This is a genomic window from Proteus sp. G2673 (assembly GCF_009915125.1).
Taxonomy (GTDB): domain Bacteria; phylum Pseudomonadota; class Gammaproteobacteria; order Enterobacterales; family Enterobacteriaceae; genus Proteus; species Proteus penneri.
Window position 1 is genome coordinate 141,431 of record NZ_JAABLT010000022.1, and the last position, 15,284, is coordinate 156,714.

17 protein-coding genes are annotated in these 15,284 nt (G+C 39.9%); 13 read left to right on the forward strand and 4 right to left on the reverse strand.

Annotated elements, in window-relative coordinates; genetic code table 11:
- The first annotated feature begins 2 nt into the window (after window positions 1-2).
- From GWI59_RS13045 to GWI59_RS13095, 12 genes are all read left to right on the forward strand, one after another.
- Complete coding sequence (locus GWI59_RS13045) at window positions 3-1,490, forward strand: DUF3383 domain-containing protein (RefSeq protein WP_161724859.1); 1,488 nt, start codon at window positions 3-5, stop codon at window positions 1,488-1,490.
- A gap of 10 nt (window positions 1,491-1,500) precedes the next feature.
- The gene (locus GWI59_RS13050; protein ID WP_004250586.1) at window positions 1,501-1,953 is read left to right on the forward strand and encodes a phage tail fiber protein; all 453 of its coding nucleotides are present in this window, start codon (window positions 1,501-1,503) and stop codon (window positions 1,951-1,953) included.
- 40 nt (window positions 1,954-1,993) lie between these two features.
- A complete protein-coding gene (locus tag GWI59_RS13055; RefSeq protein ID WP_161724862.1) occupies window positions 1,994-2,452 on the forward strand; it encodes a hypothetical protein in 459 nt (152 codons plus the stop codon).
- Window positions 2,453-2,537: 85 nt separating this feature from the next.
- The gene (locus tag GWI59_RS17460; protein WP_202608852.1) at window positions 2,538-4,799 is read left to right on the forward strand and encodes a hypothetical protein; all 2,262 of its coding nucleotides are present in this window, start codon (window positions 2,538-2,540) and stop codon (window positions 4,797-4,799) included.
- 1 nt (window position 4,800) lies between these two features.
- Window positions 4,801-5,328 (forward strand): phage baseplate protein, encoded by a 528-nt coding sequence (locus GWI59_RS13060; protein WP_161724865.1) that lies wholly within the window; start codon window positions 4,801-4,803, stop codon window positions 5,326-5,328.
- Complete coding sequence (locus GWI59_RS13065; protein WP_102086796.1) at window positions 5,328-5,645, forward strand: phage baseplate plug family protein; 318 nt, start codon at window positions 5,328-5,330, stop codon at window positions 5,643-5,645. Before GWI59_RS13060 ends, GWI59_RS13065 begins: the two co-directional genes overlap by 1 nt.
- Window positions 5,611-6,426 (forward strand): baseplate hub protein, encoded by an 816-nt coding sequence (locus tag GWI59_RS13070; protein WP_161724867.1) that lies wholly within the window; start codon window positions 5,611-5,613, stop codon window positions 6,424-6,426. Before GWI59_RS13065 ends, GWI59_RS13070 begins: the two co-directional genes overlap by 35 nt.
- Before the next feature lie 2 nt (window positions 6,427-6,428).
- A complete protein-coding gene (locus tag GWI59_RS13075; protein WP_161724870.1) occupies window positions 6,429-7,121 on the forward strand; it encodes a Gp138 family membrane-puncturing spike protein in 693 nt (230 codons plus the stop codon).
- Window positions 7,118-7,462, forward strand: coding sequence for a hypothetical protein (locus GWI59_RS13080; RefSeq protein WP_004250600.1), 345 nt, complete (start codon window positions 7,118-7,120; stop codon window positions 7,460-7,462). The genes GWI59_RS13075 and GWI59_RS13080 overlap by 4 nt, the downstream gene beginning before the upstream one ends.
- The gene (locus tag GWI59_RS13085) at window positions 7,455-8,642 is read left to right on the forward strand and encodes a baseplate J/gp47 family protein (RefSeq protein WP_102086793.1); all 1,188 of its coding nucleotides are present in this window, start codon (window positions 7,455-7,457) and stop codon (window positions 8,640-8,642) included. Before GWI59_RS13080 ends, GWI59_RS13085 begins: the two co-directional genes overlap by 8 nt.
- Entirely contained in the window at window positions 8,639-9,295 is a 657-nt protein-coding gene (locus tag GWI59_RS13090; RefSeq protein ID WP_161670959.1) for a DUF2612 domain-containing protein, read from the forward strand. The genes GWI59_RS13085 and GWI59_RS13090 overlap by 4 nt, the downstream gene beginning before the upstream one ends.
- Window positions 9,296-9,300: 5 nt before the next feature.
- Window positions 9,301-10,680: a hypothetical protein gene (locus GWI59_RS13095; protein WP_161724873.1), complete on the forward strand. Its 1,380-nt coding sequence runs from the start codon at window positions 9,301-9,303 to the stop codon at window positions 10,678-10,680.
- Window positions 10,681-10,747: 67 nt separating this feature from the next.
- Here the strand turns inward: GWI59_RS13095 and GWI59_RS13100 are convergent, their stop codons facing one another.
- A complete protein-coding gene (locus GWI59_RS13100) occupies window positions 10,748-11,890 on the reverse strand; it encodes a glycosyltransferase (protein WP_161724876.1) in 1,143 nt (380 codons plus the stop codon).
- Between the two features lie 459 nt (window positions 11,891-12,349).
- Window positions 12,350-12,595 carry a DinI-like family protein gene (locus GWI59_RS13105; RefSeq protein WP_109828975.1) on the reverse strand — a complete coding sequence of 82 codons (246 nt, stop codon included), beginning with the start codon at window positions 12,593-12,595 and terminating at the stop codon, window positions 12,350-12,352.
- 591 nt (window positions 12,596-13,186) lie between these two features.
- On the opposite strand from GWI59_RS13105, the gene tadA reads away from it, so the two are divergent.
- Window positions 13,187-13,717, forward strand: a complete 531-nt coding sequence (tadA, locus tag GWI59_RS13110) for a tRNA adenosine(34) deaminase TadA (protein ID WP_006533484.1) — start codon at window positions 13,187-13,189, stop codon at window positions 13,715-13,717.
- Between the two features lie 8 nt (window positions 13,718-13,725).
- On the opposite strand, the gene GWI59_RS13115 is transcribed toward tadA, so the two are convergent.
- Window positions 13,726-14,274 carry a fimbrial protein gene (locus GWI59_RS13115; protein ID WP_109847738.1) on the reverse strand — a complete coding sequence of 183 codons (549 nt, stop codon included), beginning with the start codon at window positions 14,272-14,274 and terminating at the stop codon, window positions 13,726-13,728.
- A complete protein-coding gene (locus GWI59_RS13120; RefSeq protein ID WP_229096611.1) occupies window positions 14,274-15,278 on the reverse strand; it encodes a fimbrial protein in 1,005 nt (334 codons plus the stop codon). The genes GWI59_RS13115 and GWI59_RS13120 overlap by 1 nt, the downstream gene beginning before the upstream one ends.
- Between the last annotated feature and the right edge of the window lie 6 nt (window positions 15,279-15,284).

A 15,284-nucleotide genomic window follows, 5' to 3' on the forward strand; every position in this document is an offset into this window, starting at 1 on the left:
TTATGTCTATCAAACAAACTCGCTATGTCGATATCGCGAGTGCGGTGATTGGCGCGTCTGCTGTACCGATGCGCAAACTCACGGCTCGTATTTTTTCAACTAACCCTAAAATCCCAGCAGGCAAAGTGCTTGAATTTGCCAGTGGCCAAGTCGATGACTTATTGGGTACTGACTCCCCCGAGGCACATTTTGCGCGTCAGTATTTCAGCTATGTCAGTCCTGCACCAGCAAGTAAGCCGAAAGAACTGCAAATTGCCTCTTATGAGCCTGTTGGTCGAGCGCCTACCTTGTTTGGCGAAAAGACAGGCGATTTAGCTGATTTAAAATTAATTAATGACGGTGAACTTAATATCACTATTGGCAAAGTGTCCAAAACAATCACCGGAATTGATCTCTCTGAATGTACGTCATACGCGGATGTTGCTACAGCTGTGCAAGCGAAATTAAATGCAGAAAGCGAGCCTCAATTTGCTAGCACTTATGTCACATTTAATTCGCTGGATAGTGCCTTTGTCATTAGCGGTGGTGTACAAGAGCGTGCAGATATTAGTGTGCGTCAATCGGTACTTGCTGATGCAATGAATATTAGCCACGGTACATCATCAGCCGGTAATCCAGCGCAAACCCCGTTACAAGCCTTTATTGCTTCTGAGGCTGTTTCTGACTCTTTTGGTAGTGCAACGTTTTTAACGGAACTCTCATTAGAGCATGCCGTAGAGTTGGCGCAGTACGTGGCAGGCGAAAACGTGAAGTATCAATTGCACTTGTCTGTGACCAATCAAAATGCAGAAGATTTTAGCGGGGCACTGGTGGGTACGGCTTCGATGGGCTTAAACCTAAAAACAACGGATAACTTCTTTGTTCAAGCGTTACCGATGGCCATTATGTCCGCCACGGATTATGACCGCACCAATGCGACAACTAACTATATGTATCGTCAATTTGGTGTCACATTTCCGTCTCAAATTACGACCGATATCGATGCGGATCGCTTAGATAAACTACGGGTGAACTATTACGGAGAAACGGCGGTATCGGGTTCACATATTAGTTTCTATCAACGGGGTTTCTTATGTGGTGGGGTTGCCAACCCATTAGATATGAGTGTCCATGCTAATGAGCAATGGTTAAAAGCCTACATCGCGCAACAGTGGTTTAGTTTATTGATGGCCACACGCGGAGTACCCGCTAATAAAGACGGCGAAGCACGAGCAATGATGGTGATTGCAGGGGCGGTAACTAAGGCGATTAATAACGGCACGATCCTAGCGGGAAAAACCTTAACCGATGTGCAAAAAATCGCAGTGACAGACGCTTCTGGTGATGATTTAGCGTGGCACGATGTACAAAACAAAGGCTATTGGTACAACGCTCAGATTGTCGAAAACACAGGTCCATCTGATTTACCCGAGTACGTGATGAAATACGTATTGATTTACGGTAAGGGCGACTGGGTTCGTAAAGTCGAAGGCTCTCACAACTTAGTGTAAGGAACACAATATGCATGATGTATCAGCAACTGGCTTGAGTATTGTTATTCAGGCTCATAAAACCTTTCCCGCCGGTATTCAAATTACCGCCTTCGCAGATGATGCCGATCCGTTAGATTTGCCTGCCGTGGACATTGCGCAAACAGGAATGGATATCAACGGTAATTTGGTGACATGGTCAACACCAACACCTCAAACGGTCACCATTAACGTGTTAGCGGGCAGTGAAGAAGACGAAAACCTCGCTATCTTACTGGAATCGAACACCGCACGACGTGGACAACGGCATGCAGGGGATATTATCACTATGGTTGCTTCGTATGGTGATGGTTCAACAACCACGGCACGCAACGGAAAAATCACCAATGGTAGTCGTGGTAGCTCTGTTGCCAGTGCAGGACGACACAAATCCAAAGCGTATACCTTCGTATTTCAAGACTTCGACCGCACTCGCGCACGTTAATTTTAGGCGGTTATTCCGCCTTTTTTTATGGATATCAATCATGTTAATTAAACCGAAAGAAATTACGATCACCGATGCTGATCGTGAAGAGCACACTTTTATTATTAGTCGATTACCAGCAACGATTGGACGTGAAATTCTGGCAAAATACCCGCTATCGAATGCACCTAAAATTGGCGACTATGAAATTAGCAAAGAAGCCATGTTAAAGATGATGGCATATGTTGCTGTTGAAAAAGAGGGACAAGAGATTTATCTGAAGACCAGCACATTAATTGATAACCATGTGCCCGATGGTGAAGCCCTTATTCGTCTTGAACTGGAAATGTTGAAGTATAACACCAGTTTTTTCGGCAAAGACGGGAGCCAAGGTTTCCTCCAATTCCTGCTCAACAAAATCACCGGTTCACTCCCGTCGATTATAAAAACGCTGATGGCTTCTTTGCCGTTATCATCTCAGCCGGTTTCGCCACGCTCACCGAACTCAAAACATCAATAGATTTAGAAGAGGCGTTTGATTTGTGGGAGATCGCCATTACCAACCGTTATAACGAAGCGCTGGCTTCATCGAAAGGATAACTCATATGGCTTTGCTAGATACCTTTGTTCAAGTATTCGAATTTGATACTCGCCAAGCCGATGATGCGTTTAATCGGGTGAGCAAATCGACCGATGACATTATTGCTGAGATGAAAAAGGCGCAACAATCCGCAAGTATGGGGGCGGATGGGGTTACTCAATTTATTCAAAATCTATCCGCACAATTGACAGCGCTATCATCAAATTCAGTTGATATTCATGTTAATGGTGATGCATCCAATGCCTCTGATGCCATCATTTCAGAAATTAAACGGATCACTGAAGAAGCGGAGGGTAATTCTGAAGACATTGATAATATTGTTCAAAATATTATTGATAGTTTAGGTAATGTATCCAACGAACATACTGAGATAAATATTGATAGTGATACTGCTCAAGCTGAGTTGAGCGCATACATAGAGAAAATGAAAGATTATCTTGAGTATGCAAAGTTACTTTTACAGTCTAATGCTCTCTCATCAGAAAGTAATAAAAAATTATCGGAAGGCATTGTATTACTCGAACGTAATATTCAGAGAGCTGAACAGTCAATCAATGATCAAACTGCCACGAATAATTCGGCATCTAGAGAAACGGAACGATTGACGAGGCGAAATAATGAATTAGCAGAGTCAGCCGATGAGGTTGCAGATAATTATGGTAAAGCGACCTCGTCGTTAGCTGGTTTTCTCGGTCGAATGGCAGGGATGGTTGGGATTGGTTTAACGGTAGGGGGAATTGCGTCATTTATTCAAACAACAGCAGAAGAAGTGAATACGCTTTCTCAATCCGCAGAAGCCTTAGAGCTTCCTGTTGAAGATGTTGATGCTTTTGGCAAAGTCATAACCTCAATGGGAGGAGATGCTCAAGGCGCTCGTGACTCATTGATGGATATGTCTGAAAGTATTGGTGAAGCATTACAAGATACTTCATCAGGGAAAGCAGATGTTTTCAAAAGTTTAAATATCTCATTAAAAGATATGAAAGGCGAATCTATTGGCGCAATGGAGGGCATATATCGCTTGTCTGATGCTGTGCAAGGGATGAGCAAAGAAGAAGCCGTATTTCGAATTAAAGAAGTGGGAATAACAGACAATAAAATTGTTGAATCCATTCTTAAAGGACGAAAAGAACTCGAGGAGTTGACTAAAAAGCAAAAGGAGAATGGCGTTGTTACAAAGGAACTTGCATTACAATCCCAAAAATATAAGGAAGTGACTGGAGGATTAAAAACCGTATTCAGTAGTGTCATGATGAGTATTATGAATAGTGCGTTACCAGCGTTAACTAAAGTCCTTTCTTGGGTGCAAACCTTTGTCAAATTTTGCCAAGAAAACAAAAATTTATTGATAGGTTTTTTCTCAGCCATTGGTTTGGCCGTAGCACTTTATTACGTTCCCCCTATGTTAGCTGCTGCATCAGCAACACTTGCTGCAACATGGCCTATTATCGCTATTATTGCCATTATTGCGCTTTTAGCGATGGCATTTGCGATTGTTTATGACGACATTATGAATTTCATTGACGGTAATGATTCAATGATTGGGCGTATTCTTGAAAAATACCCACGATTAAAAATCGTTATTCTTGCATTGTGGGAAACATTCAAAAAGCTCTTTGAATATCTAAAAGTTATCGTTGGTGTTGTGGCAGATATTGTTGTCGCTGGTTGGGAGCTAATGGCTTCAGGCTTAAAAGCTTATGTTAAGTTTCTCATTAATTGTATCTCTGTCATTGCAGGGTGGGGTAAATCCTTTGCGGGTGTTTTTACTACGGTGACGGATGCCGTTGTGGGCGCGTTTGAATGGATGTGGGAGCAAGTCGAAAAAATCATTGGTTGGGTAAATACAGGGCTTGATGCAGTTAAAAATGGCTGGAAATCTGCTAAAGAGTTTTTCGGGTTCGGTGACGATGAAGAAATCACTGTCAATCAAAACGTAGAGCGAAAAGTCAATGATAATGGTGAGATTGAATATGCCATTCCTCAAGAAAAAAGCCAAACGACACAACAGCCACCGGTTAGACACTCTATCGCTCAAGCCAATGCACAGTTAGATGCGATAGCCAACAATGCGATGAACCCGATTACAAGCCAAGCCATTAGTAATCAATCCAATGTGAAGAATGAAAGTAACGTAAGCATTGGGGAAATCAAGGTTGAAACTCAAGCAACCGATGCACAAGGTGTCGCAAGTGGACTTAGCAATGCGCTACAAGATGAAATAGCTAATGTTAATCAACAACATTCTAGTGGCTTGGGAGGTTAAAGTGCTTACAGAAGTCAAAATCTTTGATTTAGAGTCGTTTTCTACACTGTTTGATAGTGTGAGTCCGATTCAAGTTAATGTGAGAGATGAACATAAGGCGACGCAATTTCAAGTTGAAAGTGGTGAAACTCGCAGTGATCATGTGATCATTAACCCCGTTGAGATTGGTATGGATTTGGTGTTAACGGGAGAGATGAAAAACATCTTTTCATCGATGCAACAAGCTTTTGATGAACACAAACTGGTGGGTATTCAAACTCGAGTAAAAACCTATCAACCCATGTTATTGACAAGTTTTCATCATGATGAAATACCTGACATGATAGATGCCATAAAATTGCCACTACGGTTTGTTGAGTGGCGTACTGTTGAGCCTGAATACGGAGAATTACCGCCTCGATCTACACAAAAGCCAACGCAGTCATCAACGGTAAATCGAGGAAATGTACAAACTAAAGACGCGGATACTGAGACTAAGAAAAAAGGTTCGTTCGCAACACGTATCGCAGATGGTGATTGGAGCTTCTAATGAAAGTCATACCTTTAAAAGCTATTCCAAACCAACGCTTATCCGTCAATTTAGAAGGAGTTAATTGGACGCTAACAATAAAAGCCAGTCGCCATGCGATGTATCTTGATATTGAACGAGAAAGTGAGGTTATCGCAGTGGGAATGCGTGCGGTGGCAAACACACCTATCATTCCTTATCGCTACCTGACTGATGGCACGAATTTAGCGTTTATAACAGAAAATGATGATCTGCCCTGGTATGAATCATTTGATAGAACCCAATCATTAATTATTTGGAGTGATGATGGACTTACGACGAATACGGGTGGGGATTGAAGTTGCAGAACGACTGCAGTGGTATGAAGGATTGCGTATTAAAGCTAACGGCACCAAGTACGCAAACCCCTTACAAAATGAATGCACAGTTAGCATTGATGGATTGAACGCCCACACTCGAGATTATCTTCTCACTGAAACTAGCCCTTATCATAAAAGCAAACAAACTCGCCGTCTTTACCTTGAAGTAGGACGCGTCAATACGGGATTATTTCGTATTTTTACCGGTGATATTGTCAGTGCAGAAATTGCCTCGCCTCCTGATGTGACACTAACCATTAAAGCTAAAACCAATAATGCCAGCTCGGGTGATATTGTTTCTTCCAGTGGTGGTGCCATGCAGAAAATGAGCGAGATCGCGTCATCGGTGGCAAAGGATTGCAAGGTTAGATTGGACTTTCAAGCCACCGATAAAAATATTGCCAATTGGTATTTTTGTGGTTCAGCGTTACAGCAAGTACAACGACTGCAGGAAGCGGGAAACGTTAAAGCCTTTATTGATGATGATACGTTGTTTGTCAAAGATGATAACCAAGCCTTAAAAGGGCGCTTGCGCATTCTTAGCATGAAATCAGGCATGGTAGGTATACCCAAAGCCACTGAAAAAGGGTTATCCGTTACCTACTTAATTGATGGCGCCTCAGAACTAGGAGGGATGCTACGACTTAAGAGTAAATTCAATTCTGCACTTAATGGCGACTATATCATTGAACAACTGAAATTCGATGTTGCTTCACATGATGATCCTTTCTTTTATCAGGCTACCTGTAAACGAGCATAATCATGAATAAACCCAATACAGATATTGCTAGCGAGGGTTCGCTGGCAGGTGCGCTCTCGTCTGCATTTCGTAACTTGATGATGAATACAGAGGACATGCTCCCTGCAACAGTGGTCAGTTATGACGATAAAACCAATCGTGCTGTTATCAAACCACTGGTGATGATGGTAACAACTGAAGGGGGAACAGTCGGGCGAGCACCATTGGCCAACATTCCCGTTTTTAGATTTGGGGGAGGTGGTTTCTTTATTCGCGCACCGATTAAGCCGGGTGATTTCGGTTGGATAAAAGCCAATGACCGTGATATTAGCCTGATATTTCAACGTGGAGGGCTTGAAGACCAACCTAATACCGCACGCCTCCATTCATTTAGTGATGCAATGTTTTTCCCCGACACCATCAAAGGATGGGTGATTGATGGAAAGAATATTGATGCCTTAGTCATTCAATCAATGGACGGTTCGGTTTGTTTTTCATTACATAAAGATAAAGCGGTTTTAGATGCGCCTAAATTCATTTCTAACGCACCAGAAAATGAGTTTAACGGTAACGTGACGGTAAATGGTAATCATGGCGTAAACGGTAACAGTGAATCAAACGGTGGCACGATGAAACATAACGGAAAAGATATCGGTTCTACGCATCAACACAGTGGTGTTGAGACCGGTCATGGAAATTCAGGAGCGCCTCTATGAGAACATTTTCAATCGATAAAAATAATGATCTCTTTATCGGCCCTGATGGAAACCTCCAATTCAGTGAAAAAGACGATGCGGTTAAAAACCTTTGTCAGCATTTTGCTAAAGCGGTTCGTGGTGAAATGTTACATAAAAAAGATAAAGGCATTCCGTTCTGGCCAACAACCTTTGGTCGCCAAGCTGATATCCCGATGTTTGAAACGGCATTTAGACAACGTATGAGCGAAATTGAAGAGGTGGTTGAAGTGACCCATTTTAGCGCCACAGTCGAGAACGGTGAATTGAAGTACCAAGCGACAATTCGCACGATATACGGAGGGTTTACATTGAATGGCTGATTATCGTTATATTAATAATAAAGGCGTTATTCTTCCCGACACGGCCACAATACGTGATGAAGTCGAAAGCGAGTTTCGTGCGGTGTTTGGTCAATCGATTAACCTTGCCCCTGAGACACCACAAGGGGCATTGGCGACGATGGAAGTTGAAAACCGTGATGCAATGGTGAGGAATAATGCCGAGTTAGCAAATCAAATCAATCCCGATATTGCTGGTGGTGTTTTTCTTGATGCAATATGGGCCCTAATGGGTGGCCAACGCATTAATGCCACTCGTTCTTATCTTTCCAGCGTTGAATTTAGTGGCGTACCCGGCACGATTATTCCCAAGGGCTCATTAGCATCCAGTGTTGCCGGTGCCATGTTCGAAACAGTTTCACCCTTGATTATTGATAATACTGGCAAAGCAACAGGGGATATGAGGGCGGTTGAATATGGCCCTGTTGAATGCGGTGCCGGCCAACTGAATTCTGTTGCTAGCTCAGTATTAGGTTGGGAGAAAGTCAATAACCCCACTCATGCGGTTGTTGGTCGTTATGCTGAATCTGATATCAAAGCAAGACGACGACGTAAGCAAACACTGGCTAAAAATACCGTCAGTGTCGCAGAAGCGATCACCTCTTCACTGTATGAATTAGAGGGCGTTAACTCGCTTTCTTTTCGCGAGAACTACACCGATTCGGTGCTCACTATTGATGAAATTTCTCTGTTGCCTCACAGCATTTACGTTTGTGTTGAAGGGGGCGACAGTAACGAAATTGCTAAATCATTGCTGAGAACTAAAACTATTGGATCGGCTTTTAATGGTGAGATTGAAATCGGTGTTGTAGAGCCGGTAAGTGGACAAGAATATAAAGTGAAATTTTCACGCCCTAAGGAGATCACCGTTTTTTGTCGAGTGACCGTTAAAAAATCAGCCGTTGATGCGCAAACTATTATCCCCAGCGCCATAGAACAATGGACGCGTGGAGATCTGGACGGCGATAACGGTTTGATTGTTGGACGTGAAGTATCGCCTTTTGAGATAGCTTCAGCGGTAAATACTGTTGAGCCTCGTCTGTTCGTGACTAAAGTTGAATTGTCACTGGACGGGAAAGTATGGAATGTTGCGTTAATTCCGATTGCCATTAATCAAATCGCACGCTTGCAACGGGGTGCTGTGCAAGTGGTGATTGTATGAACGTTCAACAATTTGAGTTCCATTCAGACCTATTAAAAGCGATCCTCTGGCAGTATGAAGATGCAGAGAATTTAAAGAAACTCGCCAGTTTTAAAGCCTCTCATTTTGAAAAGTCGATGGTGTTATTTTGGCAAAATTGGTACCGAGATGTGTTTAATATCGATACCGCGAATGACTTTGGGTTGTCGATTTGGTCACGCATTCTGGATGTACCGTTAGGTATTGATATTCCACCGAGCGATAAAAATAAAGTTGGGTTTGGTTTTGGCAAAAAGAAAGCCAATTTTCAATCTAACTTCCGACGTAATGCGGATTACACCTTGTCACTAACTGTTGATCAAAAACGCATGTTAGTACGAATGCGCTATTTTAATCTGACACAAAGCCCCACGGTCACCAATATTAACGAGTTTTTAAAACGTTTCTTTTGGCGTGATGACAGCAAAGTCTTTGTCCTTGATCCGCTGGATATGACTTACATGTATTACGTCTTTAACTTCAACCCTGACGAACGCCTACGTGTTCTTCTCGAAAATTTTGACTTAATGCCACGTCCTTCTGGCGTTGGCGTCAAATATCGCATTGTGACTAAAAAAGCCTTTGGCGTTGGTCAGCATCGTAAAAACTTCTTAGGCAGTAACTTCGGAGCATAATTCCTATGACAACTATTTTTAAAACCCCCTTTGCAACACAAGGGGATAAGGCTTCTATACCCGTAGAAATCCAACCAGACGGTTCTGTTTCCTATACACAAGGCTATGGTTACGATTATGAACGTGACCAAGTCACAGATCCTGCTGCTAAAGATATCGAACGTGAAAAAATGAACGGGATATTTCACGATATCACGGAAGCCATTGGTGAAATTCAGTTATTTGGTTTTCCAAAATGGGCTGAAGCCGGTCAGCCGTATGCAATACGCGCTATTGTCTATCATAAAAATAAAGTCTGGCAGTCTAAAGTTGAGAATAACAATATTGAGCCGGTTGCCGGCAATGCATGGGCAGAGTTAAAAGCCGATGTCACAGCAGGTGATGTAGGCGCTTATTCTAAAACAGAATCAGATCAACGTTTTCAACCGTTAGGCAATTACACACCATCCGGTTACAGCTATTCAAAGGCAGAAACCGACAACAAATATCAGCCAAAGGGTAATTATGCGCCTGCGGGGAACTATGCCAATAAAGGGGATAGTTACACCAAAACGGAAAGTGACGGCAGATATCAAGCGAAAGGGAGTTACCAGCCATCAGGCGATTATGCGACCAATACAGCACTAAACAGTGGGCTTAATAATAAATTTGATAAAGGTAATGTAGCTCAAAGTACGGGAACGTCAACGGTTCATGTGATGAGCCAGAAAGCTTCTACAGATGCTTTTCAACCTAAGGGAAATTATCAACCTAAAGGTAATTATGCATTAGCCGGTGCTTCATATACGAAGACGGAATCGGATGGTCGATATCAAGCTAAAGGGAGTTATGCAACGGCTGGAAGTAGCTATACAAAAGCAGAAAGTGACGGGCGCTATCAAGGCAAAGGAAATTACCAACCAGCGGGCAATTATGCGCTAGTAGGCGCATCGTATACTAAGGCAGAGTCTGACGGTAAATACCAACCGAAAGGTAGTTATGCGACAGCTGGAAGTAGCTATACAAAAGCAGAAAGTGACGGACGCTATCAAAGCAAAGGGAATTACCAACCATCGGGTTACAGTTATTCAAAAGCTGAAAGTGATGCGAGATACTCAAAATCAGGTTCGCAATCTTCATTTGTAAAAATTTGGAGTGGGGAGCAGATAAAAGGTAGCAAAAATATCATAGCTACAGAAAGCATTTTAGGGCGATTAGTATATGCACGATTATCGGGCAATGACGGCAATATGATTGGCGGGTGTTTTATGCCAAATCTGAAAAACACACCAATGTATCTGGGGTTTAATAACGAATACACTAGAGTGACTGTTCTATCTGATGATGGAAAGCAATTAAAAGTTGATTCTGGGTGGGGAATTACTGAAATTTGGTTATCACGATAAAAATGAGTGATTCATTTTAATAGAGACTATATCTTAATTTAAGGGGCGACAATTGTCGCCCCTTAAATTATTGCTGAAGTATTGATTCAAATTCCTTTATGAATAAATCATAATTCATAGTTTCTTTTGACCACTCTAATGAATTTTTACTTAATTGGTTATAATTATTTATAATATATTGAATAGCCGTGGCACATTCAATTGGATCAATCAATTTAGGTGATGAAAGGCGATCTTTTATAGGGTCGTATATTTCGTATGGAAAATTAACATTTAATCCTGTTGTTTTATAATATGTATCTGTTGACATATTAGGAATAATTCCCACACCACAATACTTATCTTTTATTGCTTCAGGTTGACCATCGATAACAGGAAATATGACAGGGATTCCATGGGATAATGCTTCTATACATGACAAACCAAAGGGTTCGGTAACGGGGGTACTTAAGTAAATGTCGATATTTGAATAAAACTTATCTACATCGGCTTGGTAACCAGAGAAAACAACACTATCTTTGATGCCAAGATTGATAACTAATGTTTCTAATTGTTCTTTTTGCTCGCCATCTCCAGCTATTACTAATTTTGCATTTATCCCATTTTTTAATAATTCATTTAAGGTAAGGACACTAATACCAATAGCCTTAGTTCCTACAATACGTGACGCTGTGCCTAATATAACTACATCTTTATTTTTGATTGTTTTTGCTAAATCAGAAACACGCATCGGTAATTTATTAACTACGGTTTTTATTCGACATTGAGGCGATAACCTTAGTTCCATCATTCTCTTTGATGCATTTGATGCAGCAATTATATAATCTAGCATATCAAAAAATTCTTTTGTTCTTTGATTACGCTCATAATGCCAAGAACTACCATGATCGTAATAGACTAACGTAGTATTCCTTGGTTTAAATGCTAATCTTGGAACAAGATCCCATATAATAGTTACATCAGCTTTACTTTTTTCTATTTTTCTACTTAAAAGATATTTTCTCATAAAGCCTAGAGATTTTATTTTTGAGCCTCCAATAAAGTTGGCAAATCTAATGTTAAATTTTAGTAAATCGTGTTTAATGTTTTTATTCACACTATTACTAGTACATAAAATCTCATTATCAAAAGAACTATTTTTTAAATACTTAATGAAAACTCGTTCAGTACCACCAACACCTTGTAAGTTGATTACATGTAGTACCTTCATAATTATTCCTTACTTATAGACAGATTAATTACTTTCAGAAAAATGAAACTTGTATATTATTACCTGTTTGATTCCTAATGCTTTTATTCTATTGTCAGCATTCAAGTGGTGTAGACTACCTAAATATCGGGAAAATACTAGTTATTTTGCGAAGTATCAGTATATCGAACAATCTGAAATATGATGAATTTATGGAAGATTAATTTCTATAAAAATATTGTTTCAACTTCTCAAATAAATCCCTAGCCACATCCTCCGTCATATAGGTTCTCATCGGTTCTCGTCTAATGTTCTTCATTTCAAATGTATTTTCATCAAACCTTGGATCAGAAAAGACAATGTCCATAAACAGATAACCATAAGGGTTGTCTACAGATAAACGAGCCTCTTCTAACGAGCAATATATTCCGCATTATTGATTTCAAGCTTAATCATGGTATCACCTATTTAACTGTGTTTTTATGCAGGAACCCATGAATCATCGAGCCAAATTTCTTCAATGATTTGGTTTATTTCTTTAGCATCATCATCATTTTTGGTACCGCTTACTATTAGTGATGTTGATGAACTTAAGGCCACTCTGACGTTTAAAAATCCGTATTTGTTTCCGACTTTTTGAATTATTCTCTCACGAAGGGCATCGCGTACTTTTTCAGAGGGTTTGTTGCTAGATTCTTTATCAAAGAGAATTTCAATACGAGGCATAATGTAATCTCCATGTGTGCTGTTTATTTCACTGTATATATAACCAGTAAAATGATTTTTTATCAAGCACGGATGGAAAATTTTTGTGTTACTGGAAGAGAGATTTTTGTGTTACACGTAAAAACAACAGAAAAGCAAATCGCAACACAGGATATTAACTTATTGATTTACAATGTATTTAATGTAATTGATACACATATCACAGTTGATGCATTTCTTTGTAATTAGTAAAGCCATATCAGTCACTTAATATATAAATTATTAAATTTCAGTAACTTATATCTTGCACTTATATGTTACCATCTATCAGTTTTGTGTTGCTATATCCAATAAAGTAGTGCTTTATCATTCAAATAGGGATATCGCCTAAATTTTCTTGCTTAGTGAGAGATAAGCAAAGGAAGATAAGATTACCATTTCTAGGGCATTTCCTAAAGTAACATCATTCAAATGACCTATCAGATTATGTGAAGAAGAAACTAAAAGTTAATCTTCACGATATTTGTCATAAACAATTCAAGACAATCTCTTTAGTTATCAATAGAAAACAGGGTACAATATCCCGCTATATGATAATGAAGAGATATCCTTGTGAATAAAGTTAAAGATGATATTTATTGGATGCATAAAGCGATTGAGCAAGCGCACAAAGCACAAGAGATAGGCGAAATTCCGGTGGGTGCGGTATTAGTCGTTGATAATAAAATCATTGCTAAAGGGTGGAATCATTCAATTATCGATAACGATCCTACAGCACATGCAGAGATTATGGCATTACGCAAAGGTGGGAAGCATTTGCAAAATTATCGTCTCCTCGATGCTACTCTCTATATTACTCTCGAACCTTGTGTGATGTGTGCTGGCGCGATTGTACATAGCCGTGTAAAACGCGTGGTTTATGGCGCCTCAGATTTAAAAACAGGTGCAGCGGGCTCATTTATTGATATCTTACAGCATCCCGGCATGAATCATAAAGTTGAGATAACTTCAGGTGTATTAGGTGAAGAGTGTTCACAGCTTTTAAGCCAATTTTTTAAGATGAGAAGGGCTGAAAAGAAACAACTTAAAAAGCAAAATAATAGTCCTGTTTTAGCAAATACAGAGCAAGCAACAAAAGAATAGATATCTGTTTACTGATAATTAAGGGTATAGGTTGCTTGTGCTTGGAAAGGGCCTGTTAACAATGTTTGATTTTTCAGCGCAGAGGGTGATGCTTCAACATATGTCATAAAATTAAACTGAATACGTTTATTATTAAGAAGTTGAGTTGAGCTCGGTTTTTTTAATTGAATTATATTGCGTTGCATATCAGTAAATACAATTCCAATACTTTTAGGATCTTCAGATCCTGTACCAACAACAGCAAGATGATTCGACATAGTCGGATGCTCTTTCCCATCAAGTGTAATTGTGACACTTTTATAAATGTCTTGGCTGCAATTTTCTAAACTAATACTAAAAGCAACGGGTTCACTTTTTTGAAAGGTATAGAGATCTTTGGCGGATATCTGCTTAAAATCGATTACTTTATTTTCATCACCAGCAACTATGGTACAACCATGTGCAACCACAACGCCTTTAAATTCCATATCACCGCCAATCAGCTCTGTAGCAGCAAAGGCAGAAGGTGATAGTAATAATAAAAGAGAAATAGCAGATTTTATTATTGGAGTTCCCATTACATAAACTCCGCAACTAATGTGGCATGTGCTGAAAACTCGCCTTCTGTAATTTTGCTACCTGTTTTTGCAATGGGAGCCGCAGTAACTTCCCAATTACCTTTAAAATTATTCAGCTTCCCGACAGAAAAATATTGATTAGGTGGCACAATCGCTCCTGATTTGTCTCTTAAAACAATCCCCAAATTTGTCCTATCTACAGGTCCTGTGGTACCAAGATAATTAGGATTAAAACTAGCGATACCTGAGCTTCCTGTTTGAATTTTAAACATAATTCGACTGTTAGGATTAGTAAAACTACCACCTTCACATTTTATTGGAATATTGCGTGTGATCTTGTAGTTTTGGCCATTCAAATAGTCAGAAGTATTACCAACATTGCCAAAATCAAAGGTAATTGGGGAACCGTTATTAAAGATACATTTATCTTCAGTTGTGATGATCCCTGATGTAATAATCAGTTTAGATATAGGTTCGTTACCATATTCTGTCGGCTTGTTTCTGTAGCTTACCATGGCATACATTTGTGCAAGAGATTGACCATTTAAGCTTACTCCGTTAATAATCGGTTTTCTTAAACGGAAAGTAAGTTCTCCACTGCTACCTGATGCGATATGAGGTTTGGGAGAATTAGGTCTTGTACAACCTTGCAGATTATTTCTTTTGTTTTCTTTATTTTCAAAAGGGACTGTAGGGAGAGGATCTGGACCCCAAATTTCAAATTTAATACGAACATCTACGTATTCATTTAATTGATAAAAATTGCCACCAACAGGAATTAAGTCGGTTGTTGCTTTAAAGTAAGTTAATGCTCTTTTATCAATATTTGTGCTAGGGCAATGTACCGTACCATCATAGCGATCTGGCAAGGAAAATCTAACCGTCGTTGTTTCACCTGCTCGATTATTAGGGAACGTTGTGTTATCTAATGCAGCATAAAAAATATTAGGTCCGCCATTGGTTGTTACCTCCCCTTGTAGATAAGCCATAGCTGAAATTGGCATTAATGA

Coding starts and splice junctions, on each gene's coding strand:
- GWI59_RS13045 (WP_161724859.1), top strand. CDS start 3: ATGTCTATCAAACAAACTCGCTATGTCGATATCGCGAGTGCGGTGATT.
- GWI59_RS13050 (WP_004250586.1), top strand. CDS start 1,501: ATGCATGATGTATCAGCAACTGGCTTGAGTATTGTTATTCAGGCTCAT.
- GWI59_RS13055 (WP_161724862.1), top strand. CDS start 1,994: ATGTTAATTAAACCGAAAGAAATTACGATCACCGATGCTGATCGTGAA.
- GWI59_RS17460 (WP_202608852.1), top strand. CDS start 2,538: ATGGCTTTGCTAGATACCTTTGTTCAAGTATTCGAATTTGATACTCGC.
- GWI59_RS13065 (WP_102086796.1), top strand. CDS start 5,328: ATGAAAGTCATACCTTTAAAAGCTATTCCAAACCAACGCTTATCCGTC.
- GWI59_RS13070 (WP_161724867.1), top strand. CDS start 5,611: ATGATGGACTTACGACGAATACGGGTGGGGATTGAAGTTGCAGAACGA.
- GWI59_RS13075 (WP_161724870.1), top strand. CDS start 6,429: ATGAATAAACCCAATACAGATATTGCTAGCGAGGGTTCGCTGGCAGGT.
- GWI59_RS13080 (WP_004250600.1), top strand. CDS start 7,118: ATGAGAACATTTTCAATCGATAAAAATAATGATCTCTTTATCGGCCCT.
- GWI59_RS13085 (WP_102086793.1), top strand. CDS start 7,455: ATGGCTGATTATCGTTATATTAATAATAAAGGCGTTATTCTTCCCGAC.
- GWI59_RS13090 (WP_161670959.1), top strand. CDS start 8,639: ATGAACGTTCAACAATTTGAGTTCCATTCAGACCTATTAAAAGCGATC.
- GWI59_RS13095 (WP_161724873.1), top strand. CDS start 9,301: ATGACAACTATTTTTAAAACCCCCTTTGCAACACAAGGGGATAAGGCT.
- GWI59_RS13100 (WP_161724876.1), bottom strand. CDS start 11,890: ATGAAGGTACTACATGTAATCAACTTACAAGGTGTTGGTGGTACTGAA.
- GWI59_RS13105 (WP_109828975.1), bottom strand. CDS start 12,595: ATGCCTCGTATTGAAATTCTCTTTGATAAAGAATCTAGCAACAAACCC.
- GWI59_RS13115 (WP_109847738.1), bottom strand. CDS start 14,274: ATGGGAACTCCAATAATAAAATCTGCTATTTCTCTTTTATTATTACTA.
- GWI59_RS13120 (WP_229096611.1), bottom strand. CDS start 15,278: ATGCCAATTTCAGCTATGGCTTATCTACAAGGGGAGGTAACAACCAAT.